This is a genomic window from Saccharibacillus sp. CPCC 101409 (assembly GCF_030518235.1).
Classification (GTDB): Bacteria; Bacillota; Bacilli; order Paenibacillales; family Paenibacillaceae; genus Saccharibacillus.
Genome location: NZ_JAULSA010000001.1, coordinates 141,594 through 167,703, shown reverse-complemented (window position 1 = coordinate 167,703; position 26,110 = coordinate 141,594). Strand labels below are relative to the sequence as shown.

27 protein-coding genes are annotated in these 26,110 nt (G+C 56.7%); 10 read left to right on the top strand and 17 right to left on the bottom strand.

Features of this window, described 5'->3' with window-relative positions; all coding sequences use genetic code 11:
* Positions 1-32: 32 nt before the first annotated feature.
* Positions 33-248, bottom strand: a complete 216-nt coding sequence (locus QWJ34_RS00750; RefSeq protein WP_302725139.1) for a type II toxin-antitoxin system HicB family antitoxin — start codon at positions 246-248, stop codon at positions 33-35.
* Positions 249-298: 50 nt separating this feature from the next.
* On the bottom strand, positions 299-562 hold the full coding sequence (locus tag QWJ34_RS00745) for a hypothetical protein (protein WP_302725138.1): 264 nt from the start codon (positions 560-562) through the stop codon (positions 299-301).
* 202 nt (positions 563-764) lie between these two features.
* Here QWJ34_RS00745 and QWJ34_RS00740 point away from each other — a divergent pair, with 202 nt between their 5' ends.
* Positions 765-968, top strand: coding sequence for a helix-turn-helix transcriptional regulator (locus QWJ34_RS00740; RefSeq protein ID WP_302725137.1), 204 nt, complete (start codon positions 765-767; stop codon positions 966-968).
* Between the two features lie 3 nt (positions 969-971).
* Positions 972-1,412 (top strand): hypothetical protein, encoded by a 441-nt coding sequence (locus tag QWJ34_RS00735; protein ID WP_302725136.1) that lies wholly within the window; start codon positions 972-974, stop codon positions 1,410-1,412.
* A gap of 146 nt (positions 1,413-1,558) precedes the next feature.
* On the opposite strand, the gene QWJ34_RS00730 is transcribed toward QWJ34_RS00735, so the two are convergent.
* The 5 genes from QWJ34_RS00730 to QWJ34_RS00710 all read right to left on the bottom strand — a co-directional run bounded on the left by QWJ34_RS00730 (position 1,559) and on the right by QWJ34_RS00710 (position 8,833).
* A complete protein-coding gene (locus tag QWJ34_RS00730; RefSeq protein ID WP_302725810.1) occupies positions 1,559-2,668 on the bottom strand; it encodes a M20 family metallopeptidase in 1,110 nt (369 codons plus the stop codon).
* Positions 2,669-2,905: 237 nt separating this feature from the next.
* Entirely contained in the window at positions 2,906-3,835 is a 930-nt protein-coding gene (sigJ, locus tag QWJ34_RS00725) for an RNA polymerase sigma factor SigJ (RefSeq protein WP_302725135.1), read from the bottom strand.
* Positions 3,836-3,857: 22 nt separating this feature from the next.
* Entirely contained in the window at positions 3,858-5,072 is a 1,215-nt protein-coding gene (locus tag QWJ34_RS00720) for an NAD(P)/FAD-dependent oxidoreductase (RefSeq protein ID WP_302725134.1), read from the bottom strand.
* Positions 5,073-5,214: 142 nt separating this feature from the next.
* Complete coding sequence (locus tag QWJ34_RS00715; RefSeq protein ID WP_302725133.1) at positions 5,215-7,071, bottom strand: ABC transporter ATP-binding protein; 1,857 nt, start codon at positions 7,069-7,071, stop codon at positions 5,215-5,217.
* Entirely contained in the window at positions 7,064-8,833 is a 1,770-nt protein-coding gene (locus QWJ34_RS00710) for an ABC transporter ATP-binding protein (protein ID WP_302725132.1), read from the bottom strand. Before QWJ34_RS00710 ends, QWJ34_RS00715 begins: the two co-directional genes overlap by 8 nt.
* 253 nt (positions 8,834-9,086) lie before the next feature.
* Here QWJ34_RS00710 and QWJ34_RS00705 point away from each other — a divergent pair, with 253 nt between their 5' ends.
* Positions 9,087-10,454, top strand: coding sequence for an MFS transporter (locus QWJ34_RS00705; RefSeq protein ID WP_302725131.1), 1,368 nt, complete (start codon positions 9,087-9,089; stop codon positions 10,452-10,454).
* A 101-nt stretch (positions 10,455-10,555) separates the two neighbouring features.
* Positions 10,556-11,356, top strand: coding sequence for an SDR family NAD(P)-dependent oxidoreductase (locus QWJ34_RS00700; protein WP_302725130.1), 801 nt, complete (start codon positions 10,556-10,558; stop codon positions 11,354-11,356).
* Positions 11,357-11,425: 69 nt separating this feature from the next.
* Here the strand turns inward: QWJ34_RS00700 and QWJ34_RS00695 are convergent, their stop codons facing one another.
* From QWJ34_RS00695 to QWJ34_RS00680, 4 genes are all read right to left on the bottom strand, one after another.
* Positions 11,426-11,701, bottom strand: coding sequence for a hypothetical protein (locus QWJ34_RS00695; RefSeq protein WP_302725129.1), 276 nt, complete (start codon positions 11,699-11,701; stop codon positions 11,426-11,428).
* A gap of 254 nt (positions 11,702-11,955) precedes the next feature.
* On the bottom strand, positions 11,956-12,393 hold the full coding sequence (locus tag QWJ34_RS00690) for a hypothetical protein (RefSeq protein WP_302725128.1): 438 nt from the start codon (positions 12,391-12,393) through the stop codon (positions 11,956-11,958).
* Between the two features lie 155 nt (positions 12,394-12,548).
* Positions 12,549-14,864 carry a glycoside hydrolase family 3 N-terminal domain-containing protein gene (locus tag QWJ34_RS00685; protein WP_302725127.1) on the bottom strand — a complete coding sequence of 772 codons (2,316 nt, stop codon included), beginning with the start codon at positions 14,862-14,864 and terminating at the stop codon, positions 12,549-12,551.
* A gap of 231 nt (positions 14,865-15,095) precedes the next feature.
* Entirely contained in the window at positions 15,096-16,082 is a 987-nt protein-coding gene (locus tag QWJ34_RS00680; RefSeq protein WP_302725126.1) for an S-layer homology domain-containing protein, read from the bottom strand.
* A gap of 363 nt (positions 16,083-16,445) precedes the next feature.
* Between QWJ34_RS00680 and QWJ34_RS00675 the strand changes: the two genes are divergently transcribed.
* Positions 16,446-17,648: a MalY/PatB family protein gene (locus QWJ34_RS00675; protein WP_302725125.1), complete on the top strand. Its 1,203-nt coding sequence runs from the start codon at positions 16,446-16,448 to the stop codon at positions 17,646-17,648.
* A gap of 82 nt (positions 17,649-17,730) precedes the next feature.
* Here the strand turns inward: QWJ34_RS00675 and QWJ34_RS00670 are convergent, their stop codons facing one another.
* Genes QWJ34_RS00670 through cypC form a run of 3 tightly spaced genes read right to left on the bottom strand, consistent with a single transcriptional unit; the run spans position 17,731 to position 20,277 of the window.
* Entirely contained in the window at positions 17,731-17,916 is a 186-nt protein-coding gene (locus QWJ34_RS00670) for a hypothetical protein (RefSeq protein WP_302725124.1), read from the bottom strand.
* Positions 17,913-18,971, bottom strand: coding sequence for a TIR domain-containing protein (locus QWJ34_RS00665; RefSeq protein WP_302725123.1), 1,059 nt, complete (start codon positions 18,969-18,971; stop codon positions 17,913-17,915). The genes QWJ34_RS00670 and QWJ34_RS00665 overlap by 4 nt, the downstream gene beginning before the upstream one ends.
* Positions 18,972-19,011: 40 nt before the next feature.
* Positions 19,012-20,277: a CYP152 family fatty-acid peroxygenase CypC gene (cypC, locus tag QWJ34_RS00660; protein WP_302725122.1), complete on the bottom strand. Its 1,266-nt coding sequence runs from the start codon at positions 20,275-20,277 to the stop codon at positions 19,012-19,014.
* Between the two features lie 161 nt (positions 20,278-20,438).
* Between cypC and QWJ34_RS00655 the strand changes: the two genes are divergently transcribed.
* From QWJ34_RS00655 to QWJ34_RS00645, 3 genes are all read left to right on the top strand, one after another.
* A complete protein-coding gene (locus tag QWJ34_RS00655; RefSeq protein WP_302725121.1) occupies positions 20,439-21,257 on the top strand; it encodes a hypothetical protein in 819 nt (272 codons plus the stop codon).
* A 117-nt stretch (positions 21,258-21,374) separates the two neighbouring features.
* Entirely contained in the window at positions 21,375-21,869 is a 495-nt protein-coding gene (locus QWJ34_RS00650) for a hypothetical protein (protein ID WP_302725120.1), read from the top strand.
* A 35-nt stretch (positions 21,870-21,904) separates the two neighbouring features.
* Entirely contained in the window at positions 21,905-22,282 is a 378-nt protein-coding gene (locus tag QWJ34_RS00645) for a hypothetical protein (RefSeq protein WP_302725119.1), read from the top strand.
* A 151-nt stretch (positions 22,283-22,433) separates the two neighbouring features.
* Here the strand turns inward: QWJ34_RS00645 and QWJ34_RS00640 are convergent, their stop codons facing one another.
* Positions 22,434-23,093: an HAD family hydrolase gene (locus QWJ34_RS00640; RefSeq protein WP_302725118.1), complete on the bottom strand. Its 660-nt coding sequence runs from the start codon at positions 23,091-23,093 to the stop codon at positions 22,434-22,436.
* A 200-nt stretch (positions 23,094-23,293) separates the two neighbouring features.
* On the opposite strand from QWJ34_RS00640, the gene QWJ34_RS00635 reads away from it, so the two are divergent.
* Both QWJ34_RS00635 and QWJ34_RS00630 read left to right on the top strand, forming a co-directional pair.
* The gene (locus tag QWJ34_RS00635) at positions 23,294-24,244 is read left to right on the top strand and encodes an FUSC family protein (protein WP_302725117.1); all 951 of its coding nucleotides are present in this window, start codon (positions 23,294-23,296) and stop codon (positions 24,242-24,244) included.
* Between the two features lie 311 nt (positions 24,245-24,555).
* The gene (locus QWJ34_RS00630; RefSeq protein ID WP_302725116.1) at positions 24,556-24,867 is read left to right on the top strand and encodes a hypothetical protein; all 312 of its coding nucleotides are present in this window, start codon (positions 24,556-24,558) and stop codon (positions 24,865-24,867) included.
* Positions 24,868-24,930: 63 nt separating this feature from the next.
* Here the strand turns inward: QWJ34_RS00630 and QWJ34_RS00625 are convergent, their stop codons facing one another.
* Complete coding sequence (locus QWJ34_RS00625) at positions 24,931-25,158, bottom strand: hypothetical protein (RefSeq protein ID WP_302725115.1); 228 nt, start codon at positions 25,156-25,158, stop codon at positions 24,931-24,933.
* A gap of 180 nt (positions 25,159-25,338) precedes the next feature.
* Positions 25,339-25,845 carry a DinB family protein gene (locus QWJ34_RS00620; protein WP_302725114.1) on the bottom strand — a complete coding sequence of 169 codons (507 nt, stop codon included), beginning with the start codon at positions 25,843-25,845 and terminating at the stop codon, positions 25,339-25,341.
* Between the last annotated feature and the right edge of the window lie 265 nt (positions 25,846-26,110).

Sequence of the window (26,110 nt, the reverse complement as noted above, 5' to 3'; positions counted from 1 at the left end):
CGATATGGAAAAGACGGACCTCATTTACTTTACTAATGAGATCCGTCTTCTGAGCGGATTGAATGCTCTTCGTTTTCCATACAAAATTCTAAATAGTCGTCTACCGAATCTTTAAAAGCCGAATTCAACTTTTCCAATGAATCGGCTTGAAAAGTTATAACGTCGCGTGTGTTTACAACTTCACCGTGAAAGATCTGTGCTTCTTTATCATAGGCGGCCGTTCCTATATATCCCTTATGCTTCATCATCGTTTGAATTCCTCCTGTTCTAAAGGTATTCAAAGTCGCTTTACTGCTCTTCACTGTCCAAACCCGTCCGTTCCCCCGCGGTACTTGTCGTACGACCCGTACGCGATGTAAGCAATCGCCAGCGCCAGAAAGCCGTACCAGACATATCGAAACCAATCCGGGCTTTGCGCAAGAGAGATCCAACTACTTGTTAATACCACGACTGCCACTCCTCCACTTTCGACGAAATGATGCTGTACGCCGTGACGAATCACCCGATACACAATGACTCCGGTCCAACACAGCAGCAGCCCCAACATCAACCAAACCAACACGATGCATCCGCCCCCTTTTTCAATTCTTTTTATTATAAACCATGATCATGCAAACGGGCTGCAAAGAAGATTCCGCAGACTCGTTTTTTGTTTACCTTTTCGAAAAAGAAATCAAAATGCAAAGCTGGCTTGATATTTTATGCAAAGCTGACTATACTAAAAATGCAAAGTATACATTGCAAGAGACAAGGGAGGAGTTCGGTTGAAAACGCGAATCCCGGAACTGCGCAGGCAGCGCAAGCTGTCGCAGGAAGAGTTGGGACTGGCCGTCGGCGTCACCCGGCAAACGATCACGTCGCTCGAAGTCGGCAAATATACGGCTTCCCTGGTATTGGCTTACAAGATTGCGCGCTATTTCGGGCTGACGATCGAAGAAGTATTTGATTTCAGCGAAGTGGAGGAATAGACGATGGACCTTTTTCACCAAAAAGTACGGACCCGTATTCGCGTATTGACGGCATTGGCGGTAGGGGTGGCGTTGATTTATGCAGGATTCATGCTGTACCGCTCGGAGCTGCCGATCTTGAACAGCTTTACGAAAGGATTCCATCAAGGCATTTTTTTCGGATTGGAGCTTGTGATTCTGGGGTTTCTTGCGCAAAATATTAAAGGTTCCAGAAACGATGCCGCGCTCAAAAAGATGCGTATCGAAGAAAACGACGAACGTTTCGGCCTGATTATCCAAAAAACGGCTTCGATGACGGCTCTGGTCATGTTTGCCGCGCTTGGCGTCGCCACGGTGATTGCCGGATTTTTGAACGCCGCGGTGTTTTTCTCTCTTCTGGGCGCGCTGCTGTTCATGGTCGTTTTGTTTTACTCGATGTGGATCTATTTTGCGAAACGGAATTGACAAGGTACTCGCTGCCCGTAAAGCATGCGGACAGCCCTTTTCTCAGCGAAAAGGGCTGTCCGCATTTTGTTTGCCAAAAATAGGACTCTGTCTTTTGGAAAATCAACCCAAAAGTCAACTGGATTGAACAGCCGCTTCCGGTTTGCTTACTCCCGCTCGCCGCTCAGCCGCTCGATCACCGCCGCCAGCAGCTTCGTTCGCGGAATCAGCGAGTCGAGCAGCAGGTATTCGTCCGCGCTGTGCGCGCTGCCGCCTCTCGGGCCCAGACCGTCGATCGTCGGGATGCCGACCGAGGCGGTCAGATTCCCGTCCGAGCCGGAGCCGACTTTCTTGTCGACGATGCGCTCGCCCAGCTTCAGCGATTCTTCCTGCACGATGCCCAGCAGGCGTTCCGACGCCTGCGTCGGAATCATCGGCGGGCGCGTGATGCCGCCGGTAAGCTCCAGGCTCGTGCCTTCGATATCGACCGACGAGCAGATTTCGCGCACGCGGCGGTCGAGCTCGGCCGCCTGTTCCGCAGTTTCCATGCGCACGTCGATATTGGCCTGCGCGTGCGGCGCGATCGTGTTGCTCGACGTGCCCCCGGAGATCACGCCGACATTGACGTGGATGCCCGCTTCGGCGTCGGTCAGCGCGTGCAGCTTGAGGATCTTGTGCGCCAGCTCGGCGATGGCGCTGCGCCCTTTCTCCGGTTCCGCGCCCGAGTGCGCCGCAATGCCGGCAACGGACAAATAGTATTTGCCTCCGCCGCGCCGCCCCGTGACCAGCGTGCCTTCGTCGTCGCTCGGTTCGACGATCAGGGCATACCGGCTCTGCCGGGCCTGCTCCTCGATCAGCTGCCGCGAGTGGACGGAGCCTACTTCCTCGTCGGTGTTCAGCACAAGGCGCACGTCCCGGTAAGCCGGACTGCCCGAAGCGATCAGGTATTTCAGCGCGTACAGCGTCGTGATCTGGCTCGCTTTCATATCCATCACGCCCGGTCCGTAGGCTTTGCGTTCATCCCGCGAAAAAGGCCGCTTCGACGCGGTTCCTTTCGGAAATACCGTATCCATATGCGCGATCGCCAGAATATCCGCTTTCCTGCCGTACGGATGCGTAATCAGCAGATTGTCGCCTCTCTCCTCGCGCCGCTGCGCTTCGACCTTGAAGCCGAGCTTCCGGTACTCTTCCGCCAGCAAGCCGCCGACCCGGTCCACGCCTTCTTTGTCGAACGTTCCGCTGTCGATATCGACGAGCTGTCCGATCAGCTCCAGCATCTCCCGCTCGGCCTGCGCCCAGTCCCACCCGGCGTTCTTGCCGGCTGCCGGATCGGCGGCCCGCGCGGTTCCCGTTTCGGCCGCCGGCGCTTCGCCGGCTCTTCCGATTTCTCCTGCCGTCATGTCTGCTCATCTCCCCTGTGCGGTATTCGTTTCATTATAGGCACGAGGGGGCAGGCGGCAGGTTATAGAATCTGCGGGTCCGCGTAAAAAAGATTCTATAGGTCGAAAACGATGTTATCCCCGAATCCGCTCCAGCTTCTCGGGATTGCGCACAACGTACACGGATGTAATCCGTCCGGCGGACGCTTCGACGACGAATACCGTATTTGCCGTTTGCCCGTCGGTAAACACGATTCCCGTCCGGCCGTTTACGCTGCGGAGCGACAGGGGCTCGCCCGCCGCCTGCACAGCATTGTTCGCATCCGGTTCGGGCGCGGATTCGGGATTTGCCGCCAAGCCGATATATTTGCGGAACAGTCCGCCCAGAAACGCCGCGACCGAAGACGCGCCGGATACCGGACGAACCGCGGCGGTTACGCGGCCGCCCCCGTCCGCCCGCAGCACGACATCGGGATGCAGCAGCTCCATCATGCCCTGCATATCGCCCGTGCGCGCGGCGTGCAGGAACTGCCGCGCCAGCGGCTCCGCTTCGGCGGCGCTCAGCAGCCCGGCTTCGGGCAGCGCCGCGGCCAGCTTCGGGCGCAGCCGGCTCATCGTCTTGCGGCAGGACGCTTCCGAACGGCCGACGGCTTCCGCAATCGTCCGATAATCGAATGCGAACGCTTCGCGCAGGATATACACCGCGCGTTCCTCGGGTTCCAGCGATTCCAGCAGCAGCAGAATCGCGTAAGAGACACTCTCGTCCTGCAAATAAACAGCCGCCGGATCGTGCTCGCCCGTCGGCACGGGCTCGGGCAGCCACGGCCCGATGTAGACCTCGCGCTTGACCCGCGCGCTTTTGAGCACATCCAGGCAGCGGTTGGTCGTCATTTTGCACAGATAGGCTTTCATATGCGCTTTGGCTTCGATCGGCTGCTCTTCCAGCCGGATAAACACGTCGTGCACGACGTCCTCCGCGTCCGCCGCCGTGCCCAGCATCCGGTAAGCCAGCGAAAAAAGCAGCGGCCGGTACCGGGTATACAGCCGCTCCGTGTCCCGCTCCATAGAACGCCTCCTTTCTTTTCTTTTATTTGCCGAGCAGATTCGTCAGGCTCCACGTATATTCCCGCGCTTTCAAGCCGAGCGCCCCGGTCAGGACGATGTCCCGATGCAGGAATCGGGTCCAGGCAAAGCCCCGATCCGGCCCGAGCGCAAGACACAGCACGAACGGAGCCGCGCGGTGCGCGGGCGCAGGGCGATGTTCCCAATCCGCGGCGATGGCTTTCGCCAGCAGGCGCGCCTGGGCGGTCGCTTCGCGGCAGCTCATTCCGTCGATCCGGCCGGTGGACGGATCGCAGACCCTCGCGCAGTCGCCGACCGCGTAAATATCCGCCGAGCCCTTCAACCGGTAGCCGGTTTCCGTAAGTACCCGCCCCTCGGGATCGACGGGCAGCCCCCAGGCCGCGCAGACCGGATTCGCCCGCTGTCCGGTCGTCCATATGCACAGACCGGCGTCCAGGCGTTCGCCGCTTTCCAGCTCGACCGCGCCGTCCGCGAAGCGCGCCGCCCTGCGCCCGCTCAGCGTCTCGACGCCCGCTTTGCGCAGCTCGGCCTCCAGCCGGCCGCTCACATAAGCGGACGCCTGCGGCAGCAGACGCTCGCCCCGGTCGAGCAGCGTGACGGCGGCGCCCCGCTCCGCCGGAAGCCCCGCCTGCGCGGCCATCCGCTTGAGTCCGGCCGCGATCTCGGCCGCCGTCTCGATGCCCGACGCGCCGCCGCCTACCACAACGACCCGCGGCATCGTCCCGCCGCCCGCGGCCCGATCGACCAGGCGGCGCAGCTCGCCGCGAATCCGGTCCGCTTCCCCCGGACCCGCCAGCTCGATGCCGCCCCGGTCCGCCGGAGCGGCCGCCGCGATGCTACCCGCGGCGATCACAAGGCGGTCGTACGATTGAACGGCCTTTGTTCCGTCCGGAAGCTCAAGTTCGACCGCGCGGGACTCCCGGTCGATATTCCGTACCTCGGCCCGGATAAACGCCGCGCCGTGCCGCCGCAGCCGCGTAAACGGCACTTCGATGTTCTCCGCAGATGCCGCTCTGCGAAACAGCATGACTTTTTGCAGATGGCTTTCGTTTCGATCGATCAAGATGAGATTCGCCGCATCCGGGCCGAGTTCCTTGCGCAGCGCAAGCAGAGTTTGCAATCCCGCGTACCCGCCTCCGATCACGACGACGGTAAACGCTCCGTTTTGCGCCGTCCGCCCATGTTTCCGTTCCACAACCGCCGCCTCGCTCGTTTTCATTTTCTTCTCCCCTTTCCGGTGATGTGCATGGAACGAGCGGCGGGCTTCTTTTGTGACCGATAAGCTGTTTTTCGCAAAAAAAAGACTCCGCCCGAAGGCGAAGCCGTTGTAATCCGCGATTCTTTTCTTTATGAATTCCGATTTAATCTCCCGCTTCCTCCTGCACGATCTGCCCGTGGTACAGGCCGCTGTAGAAGCCGCCCTGCTCCAGCAGTTCGTCGTGCGAACCGTGTTCGAGCAGGCCGCCATCCTTGAGCACCAGGATCTGGTCGGCCTGGCGGATCGTGTTCAGGCGGTGGGCGATCACGAAGCTGGTGCGGCCTTTCATCAGGCGCTGGAGGCCCTGCTGGATCTTGATTTCCGTGACGGTGTCGATACTGCTCGTCGCTTCGTCCAGCACGAGAATCGCCGGGTCGGCGAGCATCGCGCGGGCGATGGCCAGCAGCTGCTTCTGCCCCTGGCTGATACCGCTGCCGCCGCCCGTCAGCATCTTGTCGTAGCCGCCTTCCAGCCGCGCGATAAACGAATGCGCGTTGGCGAGCTTAGCCGCTTCCTCGATCTCTTCGTCGGTGGCGTCGAGCCGGCCGTAACGGATATTTTCGCGGATCGTGCCTTCGAACAGAAACGTATCCTGGAGCACGAACGCCATATGCGAGCGCAGATTCTCCCGCTGGATGCTGCCGATCTCGCGGCCGTCGATCGTGATCCGTCCGCCGCTGGCGTCGTAGAAACGAGACAGCAGCTGGATCAGCGTCGTTTTGCCGGCGCCCGTCGGTCCGACCAGCGCGATCGTTTCGCCCGGCTTGGCTTCGAACGAGATATCGGACAGGGTCGTCTGCCCTTCGTCGTAGCCGAACGATACGCCTTCGAACTTGACGGCGCCTTCGACTTTATCCAGCTTCGCCGCTTTACCTTCGTCTTTATTTTCCACGTCTTCGTCCATGATCTCGAACACCCGCTCCGCGCCCGCGATGGCGGACAGCAGCGTGTTCCACTGGTTCGCCAGATCGTTCAGCGGACGGGTGAACTGGCGCGCGTACTCCACGAAGATAATAATGATCCCGATCGTCACCTGGCCGTTGATCGCCAGAATGCCGCCGATGCCCGCGACGAGCGCGAAGCTCAGGTTGTTCAGGCCGTTCATCAGCTTGGGGATCATGCCGGAAATGGTCTGCGCCCAGAAGCCCGACAGCCGGATACGCTCGTTGCGCTCGCCGAATTCGCGCTTGACGCGATCTTCCTGCGAGAACGCTTTGATGATGCGCTGCCCGGACAGCGTTTCTTCGATATAGCCGTTCAGGTCGCCCAGATTGCTCTGGCGTTCTTTGAACAGCGGGCCGGTGCGCCGGGTGATCCAGCGCATGCCGAACGCCATCAGCGGCACGACGATAAAGGTGAGCAGCGTCAGCAGCGGGCTGAGACTCAGCATCACGCCGAGCGTCCCGATCAGGATCAGCACGCTGGAGAAGATCTGGATCGCCGAGCTGTTCAGCGTTCCGCTGACATTTTCGATATCGTTCGTGACCCGGCTCATCAGCTCGCCCTGCTGGCGTTTGCCGAAGAACGGGATAGGAAGCTTGTGCAGATGGGAAAACAGATCGACGCGCATCCGGTACACCGTTTCCTGCGCGATCTCGATCATCCAGATACTTTGCAGAAACATGGTCAGCGGATTCAGCAGGTATACGACGCCGAGCACGATCAGGAACGCGACCCAGCCCATGCCCCAGAACTCGCGCGAGCCGTCCAGGTAGTCGTCGACCGCCACCCCGATCATGTACGGGCCGAGCAGCGACAGCGCCGAGGTAATCAGCACCATAAACAGCACGAGCGACAGTTTCAGCTTGCGGCGGGCCAGGTAGGTCCAGATGCGCGCCAGCGTGCCGGAAACGTTTTTCGCTCTTTTTTTCGGTTTCTTGTGGTCGCCGCCCGCCTTCGACGGATCGGCGATGACCGGCGGTCTCGGCTGGCGAAACGGCTCGGTCAGCGCGTTAGGCATGCAGCGCTTCCCCCTTTTCAAATTGGGATTCGTAGATATGGCGGTACAGCTCGGAGCCGCGCATCAGTTCGCCATGCGTGCCTCCGGCGATCAGTTTGCCTTCGTCCAGCAGCAGGATCAAATCCGCCGCCTGGGTGGAGCTGATCTTCTGCGTAATCAGGAATGTGGTGCAGGAGATGCTTTCCAGCGCGCCCAGCAGCTTGGACTCCGTCGCCACATCGAGCGCGCTCGTGCTGTCGTCGAGAATCAGGATCGCCGGGCGGCGCACCAGGGCGCGCGCGATCGACAAACGCTGCTTCTGGCCGCCGGACAAATTGACGCCGCGCTGGCCCAGCTGCGTATCGTAGCCGTTCGGCAGTTTCTCGACCGTTTCGTGGATCTGCGCGATCTTCGCCGCTTCCGTAATCTCTTCGAGCGTCGCGTCTTCGCGGCCCCAGGCGATATTCTCGCGGATCGAACCGGTAAAGAGCAGCACTTCCTGCGGCACATAGCCGATGCTGCGGCGCAGCAGATCGACGTCCCACTCTTCGATGCCTCGGCCGTCGATACGAATCTGTCCCTGATCGCGGTCGTACAGACGCGGAATCAGCTGCACGAGCGACGACTTGCCGGAGCCGGTCGCGCCCATGATCGCGACGCGGCGGCCCGCTTCGATCTCGAACGAGATGTCTTCCAGCACTTTGATATCGCTGGTCGGATATTTGAACACGACATGCTCGAACTCCACGCCGCCTTCGATCGCTTCTCCCGGGTCCGCGGCAGAACCGCGATCGGCGGACTGCGCGCGGGCGGCGGGCGGCGAAGCGTTCTCCGCTTCCGAGTTCTCGGTGTCCATCACTTCGCGTACCCGCTGCGCCGAAGCGCCGGCCCGCGAGAACGTGACCGCGATCCACGAGAACGCGGACAGTGCCCCGATGGTGCGCAGCGCGTAGTTGACGACCGCCACCACTTCGCCGACGCTGGCTTCGCCCGAGGAAATATCGGCGCGGCCGAACCACAGCACGGCGACGATCGCCGCGTTCATGACCAGCATGATAAACGGCATGGTGGTCTCGGTCAGCCGCAGCGCGGACACCGTGCCTTTCATCAGCTTGCCGCTGGAAGCGGCGAAGCGTCCGTTCTCGTGCTTCATGCGCACGAATACGCGAATCAAGCGGATACCGGTCAGATTTTCCTGAATCACGCCGTTGACTTTGTCGAGCCGGCGCTGCACCTTTTTGAACATCGCTCCCGCCCGCCGCATAATCAGCATGACGAACGCAAACAGCAGCGGCGCGGTCAGCGCCAGCAGCAGTCCCAGCTTGACGTTGACGATCAGCGCCATGATAACGCTTCCCGCTACGACCAGCGGCACGCGCGTCATAAACCGCAGACTCATGAATACCGTATCTTGAAGCTGCGTAATATCGCCGGTCATCCGCGTAATCAGCGAAGACGTGGCGAAACGGCTGAACACCGAATACGAGAACGACTGCACTTTCTCATACAGCGCGCCGCGCAGATCGCTGGCGAATCCCTGGCTGGCGTACGAAGCGAGAAAGGAACTGGCGATGCCGGCCGCGAACGCGACCGCCGCTCCCGCGACCAGAATGCCGCCCCACATCCAGACGATGCCGAGATCGGACTGCACGATGCCTTCGTCGATGATTTTCGAGATCAGATACGGCTGCGACAGTTCGACCGCAAGTTCGATCACCATCATGAGCAGCGCCAGGATGGATGCGGTGCGGTACTTCTTTAAAAAGCTAAAGACTAGACCCATAATCATTCCTCCGAACCGTGCGGCATTTATAAAGACTCAAACAAAACGGCAGACATTATTTCCATTATAGCCGACTTTCCGTTACATGGGCCTGACAAACGTTAACCTTTTTACAAAACAAAGCATGAATATGTTAAAAATTATTTACCCTTCCCTCATTCAAAATAACGATCTTACAATCGGAAAGCTGAAATTTTGAAAGGTTTCGATTAGTATAGAGATAAATCTTTCATATAAAGGAGAATATTCGTTCATGGCAGGTCGCTCTTTATCTTCCAATGTTCCCGAACAATCGAAAGAAAAACTCGGCGCCAATCCCAACTACAAGCGGCTGTTTGCGGCCGTCGCCCTGACGTTTCTCGGTGACGGGCTGACGCTGACCGCCGTGCCGTGGCTGATCTCCGGCGTGACCCGCGACACCTTCCAGGCTTCGCTCGTCACAACTGCCATGCGGCTGCCCTGGCTGCTGTTCAGCCTGCCGATCGGCGTGCTGATCGACCGGCATTCGCGCAAACAAATCGCCGTGCTGTCCAGTCTGCTGCGCGCCGCCGCTTTGATCGCGCTGACCGCCTGCGTTGCCCTGAACGCCGTCAGTATTCCGCTGCTGATGGTCTTCACGTTCCTGATCGGCGTCAGCCGGGTCGCGTTCGACAGCACCGTGCAGACGCTGATTCCGCGCATCGTACATAAGGATCGGCTGGAAAAAGCCAACGGCCAATTCACCGCGGGCCAGCTGATCACCAGCGATATTCTCGGCGCGTCGCTCGGCGGCCTGATCGTGACGATCGGCCTCGTCATCCCGTTCGCCATCGATTCCGCGACGGCGCTGCTGTCGTTCCTGATCCTGCTCTCGCTGCGGGGCGCGTTCCGGCCGGAGCCCGCGCCGGACGGTCCGGCGCAGAGCGATTCAGCGCAGGGAGCAGCCGGCGAAGCACTCCCGGACGCTTCCGGCGGCAGCACTCGCCCCGGCAAGCGCGAACGTACGGGCTGGCTGCGCGAAATGTCCCTCGGCATCCGTTATATAGGCGGAGATCCGTTTCTGCGGCTGCTTGCCGTCATGTCCGTGCTGGTCACGCTCACGTTCTCCGGCATGGTCGCCACGCAGGTGTTCTTCGTCCAGGATGTGCTCGGGCTGGACTCGCTGGGCTTCGGCGTGCTGCTGGCGATCGCCACCGTCGGCAGCGTGATCGGCGGTCAGGCCGTCGCGCGCTGGCGCAAGCGGGCCGAAGCGAATACGGTCATGTTGCTGTCGCTGCTTGCGCTCGGCGTTTGCTACGGCATCGTCGGGCTGACGCGCAGCCCGTACGTGGTCGGCGCTTTTTACTTTCTCGCGGCTTTCTTTATCGTGACCTACAATGTCGTGCGCTCTTCGATTCTCCAGCGCAGCGTGCCGGATCATCTGCTGGGCCGGGTCGGCAGCGTGTTCCGCTTCCTGTCGCTCGGCATGGGCGCGATCGGCGCGCTGCTGGGCGGACTGGTCGTTTCGCTGGGCGAGGAGTCGCTCGGTCTCGGCCGGACGGCTTCGCTGCAAATTCCGTACTGGATCGTCTGCGTCGTCGATATCGCGCTGGCCGCCGCGGCTTTCGCCCGGCTGCGAGCCGCCGGACGCACGAGGATTTGACCTTTTAGACGGACAACCGGCTGATCTATTGATTGACTCGTTCTCCGAGGGGTAAGGATAAGCCGAGATCAAAAAAACCTATCCCGAAGGAGTGCTTCACTATGCCAAGTTCCTCCAGAATGAACGGAAAAGTATCGGTCGTCACCGGAGCCGGTTCCGGCATCGGCCGCGCCGCCGCGCTGCTGCTGGCCGAAGAAGGCGCCAGGCTGATCCTGATCGACCGCGATACGCAGTTCGTGGAAGGCGTTCGCGCGGAGATCGAAGCGGCCGGCGGCGAAGCGCTGGCCTTTACCGTCGATATCTCCGTGCCCGGCCAGTATCGGGACGCGCTGGAGCAGGCGGTATCCCGATACGGCAGGATCGATACGCTCTTCGCCAATGCCGGTATCCTCGGCGTCGTCGGTCCGATCGAATCGATCGAAGACGACGAGTTCGACGCGACGCTGCTGAACAATGTCAAAGGCACGTTCACCAGCGTTAAATACGCGATTCCGTACCTGAAAGCCAATGAAAAAGGCAGCATCGTACTCACGAGCTCGCTCAGCGGCACCCGCGTTTTTTCGCAAAAAGGCTTCTCCGCCTACAGCACGTCCAAAGCGTCGATCGCCGCCTTCGGCCAGATGGCCGCGTTCGAGCTGGGGCCTTCCAATATCCGCGTCAATATCGTCGCTCCGGGCACGATCGAGACAAACATCTCGGGCAGCGGCGACATCGAACCGGAAGCCGAGGACATGGACACCAAGCCGGTCGAATACCCGGACGGCACCGTCCCCCTGCCCGAGGGCAGCGGCAAACCCGAACAGGTCGCCAAGCTGGTCGCGTTCCTGTCTTCCGACGACTCGGAGCATATCAGCGGCGCGGTCGTGCATATCGACGGGGCGGAATCGTTGTTTGTGGGCTGAGCAAAGAAGGCGCCCGGTATTCCGTAAAGTCGGAGACCTGGCGCCTGTTTTTTGTATGAATTCTTTACTTCACCAGTCTTTTCTCCGCTTTGCTACTTGGTAAGCAAGTTCGTTTTTTCGCGGTCCTATTGCATAAATCTCGATAACAGTGTGTGTCGGCAGCTCTTCGGCTACTCGATAAATAATTCGTATTCCTTCGTCCAGCAAGCGAATTTTATAGGCTCCGTACAGATCGTCTCGTAATCTCCAGGTTGGAGAGATCTCATGCGGATTTGCGTTTGAGCGAAATCTTTGAATAATCGCTTTAAAGATCTTATTTATATCGCCTTTCGGATACTGCTGCAAATCATCGAATACGCCTAGGGCGTGTTTGAAAACTCAACGACGTGCATCTTTTACCGCCTTTTCGCCCTCCACCGCGTCACTTTCTCTTGACGTGCCCCGGCACGACTGCGAAAAAGTTCCTTGTTGAGAACGAAAATTCGGCAAAATCTGCTTCCTTCGGAGTTTTCAAACACGCCCTAGTTTAAAACGGATATCGACTTTGTATTCGAGAAGCATCCGTTCAGTAAAGTTCTGAATAAGCTGCTCCAAGCTCATTAGTCGATTTTCACCTCATCCGCATTATCGAAAATATCTTTCAACTCGGCTTCATCGAAGTTCATCTTCTGCATTGCCTCAGCTAAAGTCAGAGTCGGCTGATCTTCTCTAACCTGCACCTTTAAGAGCAGCACTTCTTCGCTAAGACGCAATACCTCATCCTGAAGTTCTCTTAACATCTTTTCTCGATCCAGATAATGTTTGAGACTGCTTACGACTCCTGCAGCTTCTTTTTTCTTACTATTTTGAATGACGTATACTTTTTTATCCTGCTTTACAGCAAAGTTTTCCAAAATCTCGGCCAGCTTATTTTTGCGGGTTGCTTCGCTTATATTCATAACATTATTCATGAAAAATTGAATACCTTCCAAATTGGCTTCTTCTTGTTCCGGTTCGATTTTCTGCCGCTGCCGTACATATTCATTTGAAAGTTCCATGATTTAGCCTCCTTATATTGATTTACATTCACTATGCTTAGAATATCACATTTTATATGACTTTTAAACGACATTTTACATGACATAAAATAAAATTTATTATAATAAAAAAGGAAACGGGTTATAAAATCCTCGTTTCCTTTTTGTTCAAATATTTATTTTAAACGAAATAAAACTTTATTCCCGAACACCCTCCACCCGATCTCCCGTCTCCCGCCTTCAAACTCCAGCTTGAACGTCTTCTCCGCCCGGATATCCTGAGACGAGAAGCCGAGCATGACGTCGAGCTGCACGTTCTCCAGCACCAGCTTCATCTCGCGGTCGTGGTAGCCGATCGAATCGAACAGAATCTCGAAGACAAGCGAAGCGCGGCCGCCGGCCGGGATACTTACGCGCTTGTACGCTTTCAGCTCGCGCTCCGGCTGGAGCACGCTGGCGTACTTTTTGCGTACGTACACCTGCACCACCTGATCGCCGCCATCTTCGCCCGTATTGAGCACGTCGGCCTCAATCTTCACGCCGCTGTCCGTCAGCTCGAACTTCGCATTTTCCGCTTCGAACGTCGTGTAACTCAGCCCGTAGCCGAACGGATACAGCGGCGCCAGATCCATCTCCAGATACTTGCCGCGCCAGAACTGCTTGTGTCCGGTCGCAAGCTGCGAATAATGCACCGGCAGCTGGCCGAGCGCTTTGGGCAGCGTGACGGGAAGCTTACCGCCCGGATTGTACGCGCCCGTCAGCGTTTCCGCGATCGCTTCGGCTCCGCGCATGCCCGGCTTCCAGGCTTCGAGGATGGCGTCCATACTTTCGCTTTCTTCCAGCAGCTCCAGCGGCCGGCCGTTGCACAGAACGAGCACGACCGGCCGGCCGGTTTCCTTGAGGTCTCTCAGCAGTTTTTTCTGTTCTTGCGACAAGCCGATCTCCACGCGGTCCGTCGATTCGCCGCTGTCGTTCTCGCGTCCCATGCCGCTCGTGTCGCCGCAGACCGCGATAATGACGTCGGCGTCCCGCGCCGCGTCCACCGCTTCGTCGATCCGGTAGAAGTCTGCGTCCCCATGGTAATCGTACGTATCTTTGAGCCCGGCCGAGTAGACCACTTCTGTTTCCGGCAGCGCCGACTTCAACGCTTCGTATACGGTGTGCATATCGTGATACAGGTCTTCGTAGCGGGTATTTTTCTTTTTGAAAAAAAGCGTCCGCGCCAGTACTTCTTCTTCGGTCAGCCCTTCCGACGAGTAGTACATGTCTTCGATATGGGCGGGGTACGAGTAATCGCTGTAAGCAAACTCTTTGACGTGCGCGAGCGGACCGATTACGGCGATCTTTTTAAAAGAAGGATTAAGCGGCAGGATGCCGTCTTCGTTCTTGAGCAGCGTCATCGAGCGCAGCGCCATCCGCTTCGACAGCTCGACCATATCCGGCGCGCAAACGGAGGCGTCCACGGCGGATTCGTCCACGTAAGGGCGGTCGAACAATCCCAGGCGGAATTTGAGCGACAGCACTTTGCGCACAGCCGCGTCCACCAGCGCCTGCTTCACTTCGCCGCGTTCGACGAGCCCCTGCAAATACTGCGTGAACATAAAGTCCAGCTCGCATTCGATCCCGGCTTCCAGCGCCAGCTTCACCGCTTCTTCCTGCGTTCCGCAGTATTCCTGGAACGACTGGATCAGCTGGATGCCGTTGCCGTCGGAGACGGTCAGGCCGTCGAAGCCCAGCTTATCCTGCAGCAGATCGCGCAGAATATGGGAAGACGCGTGCACCGGCACCTGGTCGATCTCGTGGTACGCCGCCATTACCGACAGCGCGCCCGCCTCGCGGATCGCCGCTTCGAACGGAACGGCGTAGCCGTCGAGCAGCTCGCGGTCGGTCACATGCACCGGTCCGCAGTTGCGTCCCCCGTCGCTGATACCCTGGGCTACAAAATGCTTGAGCGTCGCCGCGACGCCCCGGGTCAGGTCGTCCGACTGGAGTCCCCGCACATACGCCGAACCGTACCGGCTCGCCAGGTAAACGTCTTCGCCGAACGATTCTTCGTAGCGCCCGTAGCGGTGATCGCGGATCACGTCCACCACCGGACCGAGCGCCCAGCGCTCCCCGGTCGCGGTCATTTCCCGGCGCATCGCGTCGGCCATCTCCCGCACCGGCTCTTCGTCGAACATGGCGCCGGCACCGATATTTTGCGGAAACAGCGTATGATTCCGGCTGAGCACGCCCGAGGTCGCTTCCGTCATAAACAGCACCGGGATGCCGAGCCGCGTTTCTTCCATAAAATGTTTCTGGATTTCGTTCATCGCCCGGGCCATCTCGGCCGGCAGCAGGTCCGTGGCTCCGCCGATCCGTCCGATATAACCGCAGCCGTGCGGAACGTTCTTTGCGGTCAGCTCGGCGGAAAAAACGAAGTTTTCCACATCCGAGATCATGCTGCCCGTCCGGGCCGAGGTGAGTTGGGCGATTTTCTCCTCCAGCGTCATCTGCGCCAGCAGGTCGTCCGCGCGTTCTTCCCACGATTGCGATGCGTCTTTGTAGCTTATGCTGTTCGTCCCCTTTCGAGTCGTTTACACGTATATATTCATCAGTTATGTAAACGCTTTATATGCTGTTTTCCATTATATAAAACCTTTTCGAAAAAAGCTATGAACCCTGTGCAGCCGGCAAAAAAACGGCTTTCCCGCAGGAAAGCCGTGGTTTGCGCTTATTCGAATTTAGCTTGCAGGCGCTGCTGCGGGCGTCGTTTGTGTGCCCGCCGGCGCGGCTGGCGTTTGTGTGCCGGCCGGGGTTTCGGACGGCGTTTCTTTCGGCGTCTCGACCGGAATCTTGATCGGCTCCACAACCGGTTCTTCAACCGGCTCTTCGATCGGCTCCTCTTCCTTCGGCAGAAAAGCGCCTTCGACATACATCGGCGCGATCATCGCCGCCATCTCGCTGCGCGTGACCTTCTTGTTCGGGTTCAGCGTTCCGCTCGACGTAACCGGAATCAACCCCGCCGCGTAAGCGGCGCCTACGTCGTCGCGGGCCCAGACCGGAATATTGCCGGCGCCGCCGAGGCCCGAAGGCAGGGCGACCGGTTCCAGATGCGCGGCGCGGGCGACCATGGCCGCCGCTTCGGCGCGCGTAACCGGCGATTTCGGTCCGAACGCATTCGTCACCAGGTAGCCGTCGTATACGCCGGCCGCCGACAGACCGCCGACGTAGCGGATCGCCCAGTCGGGAATCGGATCGGTAAACTTAACGTCGAACACGCTGCCGTTGGCGTCCATCGCCCGTCCCAGGATAACGGTGAAATCGGCGCGGCCGATCTCGGCGCTCGGACGGAACTTGCGGTCCGCGGCCGGCATAACGATCTCGTTCTCGAACAGCGTGATGATCGCTGCGCGATTCGGATCTTTGAGGATGTCGCCGAACGGATCTTTCGCCGCGGCAGCCGCGTCGGCTGCGGCCGCTTTGGCGGCTGCGGCTTTCTGCGCCGCAGATTGGTTCGCGGCGGGTTTGGCTGCCGCCGCCGGCGTCGCGGTCTTGGACGCGGCAGCCGCTTTATCGGCCGCAGGCGCGGCGGTGGAAGCGGCGGATTTGGTCGCGGATGCCGCCGCGGCATCCGCGGACGGCAGACTCAGCGCAGGCGCGGCGATAAGCGCCGCAGCCGCCAGAACCAGCAGCGGCTTGGCCGGTTTGTTTGCGTTCGAATTGTTCATGATCGATTTCTCCTCCTTAAACTGTACCTTCAAATAGTAGAATGGCTTTTTCGAAAGCCCGGACACCCAACCATTACCCAATTTCAGGTTATCGTATTGAACGCTTGCTATATCCCGATCATCGCCAACCCTACGATTGCTTTCCTGCTTCAAAAAGCCTTCGCGCAAAAATAACCCTACTATAAAAGACGCTTGTTTTGGAAAAAAGTTGTTCCGCTCGCTGTCTATTTTATGCGTTTTCGGCCGCTTTATCCTCTTTTTCCGAGTGCCTAACTTGCGTTGCTTTCGATTTTTCTTTGACGCATAATAATTCAAATGAACGTTTGCGAAACCCGCTTATCGAACCGAGGAGGAATTACTGATATGACTTTAAAAAGCAGCTTCGACTTCCATACGCAGATCGACCGTCTGCAGAGCGCTTCCGAGAAATGGGACGGCCGCGAAAAAGTGTTCGGCGTTCCCGATGCGCTGCCGCTGTGGGTCGCCGATATGGATTTCGCCGCGCCGCAGGCGGTGCTGGACGCGCTGCATAAACGGGTGGATCACGGCGTATTCGGCTATACGTTCCGTACCCCGGCCTATTTCGAATCGGTCGTAAACTGGATGCGCGAACGCCATAACTGGACGATCGAACCGGACTGGATCACCTTTACGCCGGGCGTCGTGCCCGCGCTGGCTTTTGCCGTGGAAGCTTTCACCAAGCCGGGCGACAAGATCGCGATTCAGACGCCGGTCTACCCGCCGTTCTACAACATCGTGCGCGAGAACGGACGCCAGCTGGTCACGAACCCGTTGGCCGCGACCGAAGAAGGCGGTTACGAGATGGACTTCGACGATCTACACCGCAAGCTGGCCGACGATGTGAAAATGCTGATCCTGTGCAGCCCGCACAATCCGGTGGGACGCGTCTGGAAACGGGAAGATCTGGAGCGGTTGGCGGAACTGTGCGCCAAGCACGGCGTGCTGGTCGTGGCCGACGAGATCCACGCCGACCTGATCTTCGAACCGAAGTCGCATATCCCGTTCGCTTCCGTCTCGGAAGCGGCGCGCGATAACTGTATCGTCTGTACGGCGCCGAGCAAAACGTTCAATCTGGCCGGGCTGTCGGTATCGAATATCGTGATCCCGAACGATAAGCTGCGCTTGTCGTTCGAGCGCACCGTCGCCAAGATGCACGGGCTCGGCTCGATCAGCACGCTGGGCGCGACGGCGACGGAGGCCGCGTATACGTACGGCGGCGAATGGCTCGACGAGCTGCTGGGCTACGTGCGCGACAATATGGAATACGTGCGGGACCAGATTGCGGAGCATCTGCCGGAACTGTCGGTCCGCCTGCCGGAAGCGACCTATCTGCTGTGGATCGATTTCCGCGGCCTCGGCCTGAGCGCCAAGGACCTGATGCAGTTCCTGCTGCACAAAGCGGGTATCGCGCTGAACGACGGCACCATGTTCGGCACGGAAGCCGCCGGCTTTATGCGCATGAACGTCGCCTGCTCGCGCGGCGTGATCGAACAGGCGATGGAGCAGTTGAAGACGGCCGTGGCTGAATGTCGGGAAGGGAAATAATCGATTCTTTTTCACTTTTCAAAAAAACAAAAAAGGACATTCCGGCCAGAAAACAGGCTGGAGTGTCCTTTTTATAGTTGTTTTATTTGAGAAAAGCCGGACGCTTATACTGAGCTTTTCTTTTAATAATTACTGTACCTATACTATCGTTTCCGCTACCCAAGGTAGGAGCTGAGACTTTTTCGCGCGTTACCGCATTAATTTTTCGCGGGTAAGTTCCTTGAACAGGCAATTTTATAACTCTTTGCGAAGTATTTCTTCTGTTCATATCCCTTCACCTCCAAATACATAATTGATCGAATTCATTAATTCCTCGTTGACGTCCATAAGTCGTTCGATTACACCAGTTGCCGCCCTTCTCCCATTCACTGTAATATGAATGGTTACAACGATATTCTTACTCACAGGATAGCATAGCAAATATACATTCGCAACGCCGGTCTCGTCATATTTAATCGCTTGTTCGGTCCCTGATAAATGAACGTTCATTACGCTCGGCGCCTGTTTTATATCTTTATTTTTTGAGATGTAATCTTTGAATTTATAAAACCTTCCACGTCCTACATTTCCCGCTACTTGTTCAATTCCCTCTTCTTCCCTAACCAGCCAAACTGCAGCACCTGAAACAGAAGCTTCAGGTATTACAGTTGTATAGTAAGCTGTGCGCAATGCCTCGTAAAGATGGTTGTAGCGCCCTTTTGGATCAAGAAGCAGCTCCTTGCTGAACTGCGTCAAGAAGTTAATCAAGGGATAATGATCAGAACTCACAAATTTTTGAAGATCATTGATTTTTGCTGCTATTGCATCACAAGCACCGAATACGGCAGCATCTTTATTTTCTGTATTTGCATCGTAGTAGAGCGGAGTTAATCCATGAAGGTCAGAAGGAATTCGAAGCCTTGTGAGCTTTGTTTCTTGAAATACTTCGCTAACTGCTGCAGGCATAATAAAGAAAACTCTTTCCCGCTTCAGCTTCCCCCAAAATAATCCCAATTCAAACGTTGTATTATCGCGCGGCGTTAAAAACATATCACCGCGCAAATTCACAACATCGTCTGCCGCGAGCACAAAAACAGCAAAGTCGTTTGCTTCAACTTGCTTCTCCAAATCGTCCATTGTCGCATTGTTCACTTGGAATACACCAGAGGTCCAGGGGGTTACCTCGGCATGATAAGTTAGCGCTCTTGCAACAGCCCCTACATAACCATCTTTTACTACCTCGGCAGAAGAGCCGATAAAAACTTTCGGTTTAATATCAGACATGATTTTCCCTTTCCACAAAAAGAAATATTCCCCTTTATAGTACCACAATTCAATATGCATGAATGTGTCTTTTGCGGATTCTGATCACGAAAATCAACAATCAAATTTGATACTTGCGCCGCACATTCCTCATCACAAACCGGCTGTCCGGCAGCGCCGGCATCCGCGACAAACTCAGGTCCAGATCCTGCTCCGGCACGTCGTAGTCGAGACGCCCCGCCAGAAATTCCAGCCCGACCCGCATCGCGTCGATCGTCAGCCATTCGCCCGCGCAGCGGTGTCCGAAATTCGGGTCGCCGCCGCCCTGCGGGATCAGGTCGAACGGGCTGCCGCCCCAGTGCTCGAACCGTTCGGGCTTGAACTTGTCCGGTTCGTCCCACAGCGCCGGATCGTGCGTCGTGCCGTAAATATCGAGCAGCACCATCGTGCCTTCCTCGAATTCGTGTCCTTTCCAGATGAAGTCGTGGATGACCGAAGCGCCGAGAAAAGGCGTAAACGGATAATAACGGCGCGTTTCCTGCACGAACCACTGGCGGTATTTGCCTTCGTCCGCGGCCAGCTTCTCCCGGTATTCGGGATGATCGTGCAGCGCCATGGCATTGAAGACCACATAGCGCCCGATCGCCACGATCGGACGGACGATGTTAATCAGCTCGATCGCCGCCATGCGCGAATCCAGCTCGCGATCCTGCAAATCCCGGTGGAATGCCATCGCGTAAGCAGCCGTGCCTTCCGGGACTTTGAACTCTCCGGCGCGCAGATCGAGAATAAAACCTTCCAGCCAGTCCTCCGTCCGCCGCCGCGCGCTGCGTCCCGCCGCATGCCGGGGACCGACCGCGCCGAACGCTTCGACCATGTCGCCCATATCGTCCGCCCGCCTGCGCGCCGTTTCTTCGTCGACGGGAACGCCCGACCAGCGGCAGGCCGCGCGATACAGCAGCTCCTGCGACTCGCCGAACAGTTCGATTTCTTCGAGTCTTTCCCATTTGGCCGCCGCCGCTTCCCATTCTTCGCGCAGCAGCTCCATAAAGACGTCCAGCCGCTCGCGCGACATCAGCGACATAAACAACCGCTTGCGGTGCCGGTGCGCCTCGCCGTCCAGCGTCTGGATCGCGTCCACGCCGAACAGCGATTTCTGAATCCGTTTCGGAATCGCGCCGGACCGCTTGAATTTCGTCGTATCGTAGAACAATTCCGCCGCGTCTTTGCCGCCCATGCAGAGCGCGGGCTGCCCGAGCAGCCGCGTGCGGAAGATCTCCGTATCCATTTCCCTGCGCCGTTTCAAAATAAAATCGTAGCCGTCTTTGAGCAGGGCCAGACTGTTGTCCAGCGTGTGCTCCTGCGGCGTTTGTCCGTTTTGCGTCATCCAGCGTGCACCTCTTCCGTTTGGGATAAGTCGATTCCGTCTTTATGTATTACCTCTTCCGCGCGGAAGACGAACCGAAATACTCGGATTCCCGTTTCCCGATACCGTCCGATGTAACTTTTCGCGCAATACATTCGTTTTATAAGAAAGGGGTGATAAACGTGCACAAAATGGATCGAGCATCCAAGGGCTGGAGCCGGATTCTGCTGCTTCCCCTGCTCGGCGTGCTGCTGCTGACAGGATGCGGTTCTTCCGCGGAACGCAGCGAGCAAAGCGTCCGGCCTAATTCCGCTACCGTGCAGCAAGCAAAGCCGGAACCTGCCGACGCAGAAGCGGGCGGCGAAACGCCTTCCGGTCCGAGAAAAGAATCCGGCGAGCCGTGCATGGCTATTCTCGAATGGATCGACGTGCTGATGCTGAACGATATGACGTACACCAGCCTGGACAATCCCGACACGGAAGTGCCGGAAGAATGGATCGGCGAGCCGATCGGAAAGACCGAATACAATCTGTCCGAGAGCGCCTGCACCGACCATGTGACGCAGAACGGCGACGCCGCTTACCTGCCGGTCGGAACGAAAGTTTATGCGCTCAAGGGCTACGATCCGGACTTTCGGGTACTCGCCGACGGCCGAATCTACCAGGTTCACGACAATCCGCGCGCGGAAACGATCGGCGATCTGTACGATATCGAAGGCAAAGTGCTCAAGCTCAGCCGAGAGAGCGGTAACGACGGCAGTCCTATGTGGGATTTCAGTCCGGAAGATACCGAAGCGTTTATCTCCGACATGCTGCCGTTGAAATACGTCGGCTCCGACGAGATTTATAAAAACAACCCGCCGGAATACCGGATTTTTCTGCGCATTCACCTGGAGGACGGAACTTCCCTGCGCATCTCGTACGGACCGAAAAACAATACGCTGAACCCCGGTGCTTACGGCACGGAGCGGATGGGGGAGATCGCGGTTAAACGGCCTTGATCGCAGCAATGCTTATAAAGGGAACAAGTCTGAACGAACGCACTCTGTACAGGTAAAATGCTGTTTAAGTTGGAAGTTTTACTATTGCCAGGAAAGATAATCGAAGGAATCGAAGGAATGCTGTATCTGACCGATAATCAATATGGCGCAGATTTTGAACTTTTTCTGACTGAAAAGATAAGTGAAGACATAGCTGAAAAAGTTGTCGATGCGACGGTCGATTTACGCGCCAAATGGATTATAGATGCCAATTCGCCCAAATCTATGGCTATGGAAAAAGCAGTCTCTAAGATGCTGGATATACCCTATTATCATTATGATGCCAAGATTCAAGAAATTTCAGAACTCAATCAAAACGAAATAGCTGCTGTAAAAGTTATATATGACGTTACCCAAAAACTTCTGTGTGAAAAGAATGTCGATTCGTTGATCGTTTATCGCGGGCTAAGTTGGGAGCAGCGACCCGATTGGTGGGAGCATGTAGAAGTTGGAGGAGTATCACCGATTATTAAACATAGAACCCTATCCAGTTGGACACTTCATAAAAAACGTGCGGATATATTTGTAGACTACAGCGAAAATAATTATGGTATTGTTCTTAAAGCTGCTTAACTTTGAAATCATTTCGAAGCATGGAGGCGAGTAAAATGAGTCATCCTAAGCCGGATCAGTCTCCGATCGTCATCCACGAACTTCCACAAATGGCGAATTGGTTGCATCCACAAACACCAGAACGCGAACAAGAACTGCTGGAACGCGCCGAATTGATCAAAAAACGCTACCGAGAAAAACGGAGATTTAAACGATTCCAAAATAAGATTCGAAGCGGAGAAATTACGGGACGTTTAGGGATTGAAATACTTACCCTTAACGCATCACAGGCTAGTCACAAACCTAAAGTGCTACTCAAACTAAAGAAAAACGATATTCGATCTTACGATCAAAGCAAACAAGGTATCGGCAGACATCTTCACATCTATCATGATACTAGAGGCCCCTATTTGGAAATGAAAAAGAAAAGTTAACCTGTACCCAATCAGCTTTCAAGATTCCAATAAAATCGCTCTTAAATATTGCTAAAAAAGCCGCGCCGGCGTATAACGCGCCTTCGCGGCTTTTTGTGTTGCGCTTTTCCCAAATCCATCCGGTTATCCGGCCCGATGCTTGAATCCGCCCTTACTTCTCCTCCACCTTCGCCAGATCGTCCAGCTTGATATCGCGAACGGACGCGACGATCAGGTCCGCCCGCGACAGATCCTGGTTGCCGGAATTCGGATTCACGAAGCCGATACAGTGCATGCCCGCCGCTTTGGCGGCCGCGATGCCGTGTCTGGCGTCTTCGAGCACCACGCAGTTCGCCGGATCGGCGCCGAGCAGTTCCGCCGCGCGCAGATAGACGTCCGGCGCCGGTTTGCCTTTGGGAACCTGCTCGCTGCTGACGACCTGCGCGAATTCTTCCCGCAGACCGAATTTCTCCAGCACGGCTTCGATAAACACCGGCGGGGACGACGATGCGATCGCGCGCGGAATCCCGCCTTTTTTCAACTCCGCAATCAGCTCCCGGATGCCGTCGATCGGTTCCGTCTCGAACGCGCGCAGCACCTCCATTTTATACGTCAGCTGGTACTCGATAATCTCTTCCACCGTCTGCGCCATGCCGTATTCCTCGCGAATCGACGCCCACAGCTCGGGATTGGTCATGCCCACGTACTCCTCCAGCTTCTCCTGCGTGATCGGATGTCCGAAATAATCCATCGTATGCCGGTCCACATCGAAGTGCAGCGGCTCGCTGTCGATAATAACCCCGTCCATATCGAAAATAAAAGCTTCAATCATTGGTATAAACTCCTTTCGGCGCTGGATTTCTCTTTCCCAACTTACCTGTCGACGCCGGTTTTCGCAAGCCGCCGACTTTTTTCGCCACGTATTCGTCAATTGCCCTGCGCGCCGCAAGTACGTATAATATTTCACATAGAGATATTTCTAAAATACGTTATTCAAATTTGAAATCGTGATTCGGGAGGCGTGGCATCATCATGAGGTTTGCAATCGGGATGCGTAATATCAAGACGGCGCTGGCGGTATTTATCTGTGTGCTGATCTCCTATGCGCTCGATCTGGAATATCCGTTCTACGCGGCGATCGCCACGATCATCGCGATGGAAAGTTCGATCACAAGCTCGTACGTCGCCGGGAAAAACCGGACGATGGGCACGCTGGTCGGCGCGGCTTTCGGCGGATTGTTCGCTTTCGTCGCCCCGCACAACGCGCTGCTGTCGGCGATCGGCATCGTCTGCGTGATCTATGTATGCAATCTGCTCAAATGGAACAAGTCGGTCTCGATCGCCGGCATCGTGTTCCTTGCGATCATGCTCAATCTGCATCCTGGCGAAGGCGCGTTCACCTATGCGCTGCACCGCGTGCTCGACACGCTGCTCGGCATCGGCGTCGCCGTGCTGGTGAATTACTTCGTCGTTCCGCCCAAGCACGACCGGAATCTGGAGCGTTCGCGGCTGGCGGTGCGCCATCACCTGACGGAGCTCTCGCACGAGCTGCTCCGCCTCGGCGGGAGCCTTCATATCAGCCCGCTCAAGAAAGACCTGGCCACGCTCCAGAAAGCCTACGATACGTACCGGGAAGAATTCGACCTCGGCAAAAATAAAAAACACGATCTGGTCGAACGGATCGAGCAGGAACTCGACGTCTACCGCAATACGTACTCGCATATGCGCATGATCCGCCTGCTGACCGACGACGATCCGGCGCAGGTGGCGAGCCTGGGCGTCAGCCTGCTCCAGGTTTCGAACCAGAAAGCCGAAAGCGCGCTGTCGCCCGATTCCCAGGCGGTCATCTACCGCTATCACGTCGCCTGCATTCTCGGCGAGATGCAGACGCTGGGGCTCGTCGTGCCGACGGATATCGCTTATCCGTTCGAGCCGAGTCCCGAAGCCGGCGCGAACAAGCCGGACCGCCTCGAAGCGGAATAAGCCGGCGAAGCGATACTGCCCGGCAGCAGCAGGAAAGCGCCCGCCGTGGCCAGGCGCGGCGCTTTTTTGCTTCCGCTGACGGAAGAAGCGAAGCCTGTCCTGTTCGAATAACCCCCCCGAAGTCTCTCCTTTTATCGTCCAATCCGTGATGCGTTCTTTATCTATATTAGGATATTCGTAAAACCGATGTCGAATTATGGGCCGATCGAACCGATAACTGTATCAAACGAAAAAAATTAAAAAACACGGTTGTAAATTCGATAAAACCTAGTATAATACTCGGTAATAGAAATAAAGGAGCTGACCCCGCAATGTCCGTAGACGATTATCTGGATCTGTACAACTACGCCAAGTCCATCAACGATGCCGAATGGCAGAATAGCCTTGTCGATTCGATGCTCCGGCTTGCCGCCGCCGCGCCCGCTTCCGAACAGGACCGCACGCTCGCGCAGCTCTGGGAACGCTTCGACCGTATCAACGCCGACCTGCTGAACCTGTTTGCCAGGGTCCGTCTGGAATCCCGTTCCGCCCACCAGAGCGGATGGATCGAGCAGATCTGGGAGCTGAAGCAGGAGCGCATCAACGTTTCGCAGCAGATTCGGGGACGATACATCCGCGTTTAAACGCAAAAAAGGCAGGCAGAAAAATCTGCATGCCTATCATGCGAAGCTTTTAAAGACGAAACCTTATTTCGACATTTCCATTTCTTTGCGCATCATAGACATACAGGACGTCATCATTTCGTCGCACTCTTGCATTTTCTTCATCATCATGTCCATATCCATGTTCATGTCTTTCATGCTCATGCCTTCCATGCCGGACATTTTTTCCATGCACATTTTCATCGTGTTCATCTTGCACATCATTTCGTCCATGCACATCGTCATCATCATTTCCATCGCCATCTTTTCCATTGTGTTTTCCTCCTCGGAATTCTCTAATTTTATTTCGTTAGCTGGTATTTACATACCCAAATTACTACGACCGTTAACCCTTTTCAACCGGAATTAAAGAGTTTCATCACTTCGCGAGAAATCCGTCCGAAACCGTAATACCTCCACTTATCTGATAGGAATTAAACCCCTTTGACCCGATTACAGCGCGCGTTTGATTTCTTCGATCTGGTCCATGTGACGCTGTTCGTGCACGCCGACGAACTCCAGCCACTGGGCGGCGTCCATCAGGCCGAACACGGGGTGCGGATACGATTTGAACGGCAGCCGTTCCTCGTCCACGCTGCCGGCCGCTAGGACCAGCGCGTCGCGCGAACGCTCAAGCTTCGCTTCCAGTTCCAGCCGCGTGCGGAATTCTTCCGCGGGCCGCAGATACTCCGGCGCTTCGATCTTGCGCGAGCGGTCCAGCGACAGGTGGAACGGCTTGCGGTCGGTCGGATGGTCGCCTTCCGCCCGAAGCGCTTGAGTCAGGCTCGAAGATATCGCGCCTTCCATCAGATACAGGTGCTCCAGCACCTGCGCGATCGTCCAGCCGCCCTGCTGCGAACGGCGGTTCAGCGTTTCGTCGTCCATTCCCTCCACGCTTTTCCATAGCTGCTTTCTCGTCTCCAGCGTTTTCTCCAGCGCCGCCGGTGTGTTTGTCGTCATGTCGCCCTGTCTCCTTCGTCTGCCGATTGGCCGGCCCGGCCGTTTTGCTTGCCAATCCGGCGGGCGCGGCTGCGTCTTCTATCGTATTCTTTTGTCCGGGGAATGTCGAATTCGCGCCGATGCGCAGACTTTCATCCTGCCGGCGCAAGCGTAAACGCGGCGTCAAAATTGTTTGCGCGCCGTAAATGTTGCCTGCCGCTCTTCTTGACCCGCGCCCCGCGGTGATATGATCGGATTAACGAGGGGCTCGTCTACGACCTCTCCC

Excerpts from the sequence above, each read along its gene's own strand:
- QWJ34_RS00750 (WP_302725139.1), bottom strand. The coding sequence starts at position 248 with ATGATGAAGCATAAGGGATATATAGGAACGGCCGCCTATGATAAAGAA.
- QWJ34_RS00735 (WP_302725136.1), top strand. The coding sequence starts at position 972 with ATGGACCTTTTTCACCAAAAAGTACGGACCCGTATTCGCGTATTGACG.
- QWJ34_RS00730 (WP_302725810.1), bottom strand. The coding sequence starts at position 2,668 with ATGCTGGAGCTGATCGGACAGCTCGTCGATATCGACAGCGGAACGTTC.
- sigJ (WP_302725135.1), bottom strand. The coding sequence starts at position 3,835 with ATGGAGCGGGACACGGAGCGGCTGTATACCCGGTACCGGCCGCTGCTT.
- QWJ34_RS00720 (WP_302725134.1), bottom strand. The coding sequence starts at position 5,072 with ATGAAAACGAGCGAGGCGGCGGTTGTGGAACGGAAACATGGGCGGACG.
- QWJ34_RS00715 (WP_302725133.1), bottom strand. The coding sequence starts at position 7,071 with ATGCCTAACGCGCTGACCGAGCCGTTTCGCCAGCCGAGACCGCCGGTC.
- QWJ34_RS00710 (WP_302725132.1), bottom strand. The coding sequence starts at position 8,833 with ATGGGTCTAGTCTTTAGCTTTTTAAAGAAGTACCGCACCGCATCCATC.
- QWJ34_RS00705 (WP_302725131.1), top strand. The coding sequence starts at position 9,087 with ATGGCAGGTCGCTCTTTATCTTCCAATGTTCCCGAACAATCGAAAGAA.
- QWJ34_RS00700 (WP_302725130.1), top strand. The coding sequence starts at position 10,556 with ATGCCAAGTTCCTCCAGAATGAACGGAAAAGTATCGGTCGTCACCGGA.
- QWJ34_RS00690 (WP_302725128.1), bottom strand. The coding sequence starts at position 12,393 with ATGGAACTTTCAAATGAATATGTACGGCAGCGGCAGAAAATCGAACCG.
- QWJ34_RS00685 (WP_302725127.1), bottom strand. The coding sequence starts at position 14,864 with ATGACGCTGGAGGAGAAAATCGCCCAACTCACCTCGGCCCGGACGGGC.
- QWJ34_RS00680 (WP_302725126.1), bottom strand. The coding sequence starts at position 16,082 with ATGAACAATTCGAACGCAAACAAACCGGCCAAGCCGCTGCTGGTTCTG.
- QWJ34_RS00675 (WP_302725125.1), top strand. The coding sequence starts at position 16,446 with ATGACTTTAAAAAGCAGCTTCGACTTCCATACGCAGATCGACCGTCTG.
- QWJ34_RS00670 (WP_302725124.1), bottom strand. The coding sequence starts at position 17,916 with ATGAACAGAAGAAATACTTCGCAAAGAGTTATAAAATTGCCTGTTCAA.
- QWJ34_RS00665 (WP_302725123.1), bottom strand. The coding sequence starts at position 18,971 with ATGCATATTGAATTGTGGTACTATAAAGGGGAATATTTCTTTTTGTGG.
- cypC (WP_302725122.1), bottom strand. The coding sequence starts at position 20,277 with ATGACGCAAAACGGACAAACGCCGCAGGAGCACACGCTGGACAACAGT.
- QWJ34_RS00650 (WP_302725120.1), top strand. The coding sequence starts at position 21,375 with ATGCTGTATCTGACCGATAATCAATATGGCGCAGATTTTGAACTTTTT.
- QWJ34_RS00645 (WP_302725119.1), top strand. The coding sequence starts at position 21,905 with ATGAGTCATCCTAAGCCGGATCAGTCTCCGATCGTCATCCACGAACTT.
- QWJ34_RS00640 (WP_302725118.1), bottom strand. The coding sequence starts at position 23,093 with ATGATTGAAGCTTTTATTTTCGATATGGACGGGGTTATTATCGACAGC.
- QWJ34_RS00635 (WP_302725117.1), top strand. The coding sequence starts at position 23,294 with ATGAGGTTTGCAATCGGGATGCGTAATATCAAGACGGCGCTGGCGGTA.
- QWJ34_RS00630 (WP_302725116.1), top strand. The coding sequence starts at position 24,556 with ATGTCCGTAGACGATTATCTGGATCTGTACAACTACGCCAAGTCCATC.
- QWJ34_RS00625 (WP_302725115.1), bottom strand. The coding sequence starts at position 25,158 with ATGGAAAAGATGGCGATGGAAATGATGATGACGATGTGCATGGACGAA.
- QWJ34_RS00620 (WP_302725114.1), bottom strand. The coding sequence starts at position 25,845 with ATGACGACAAACACACCGGCGGCGCTGGAGAAAACGCTGGAGACGAGA.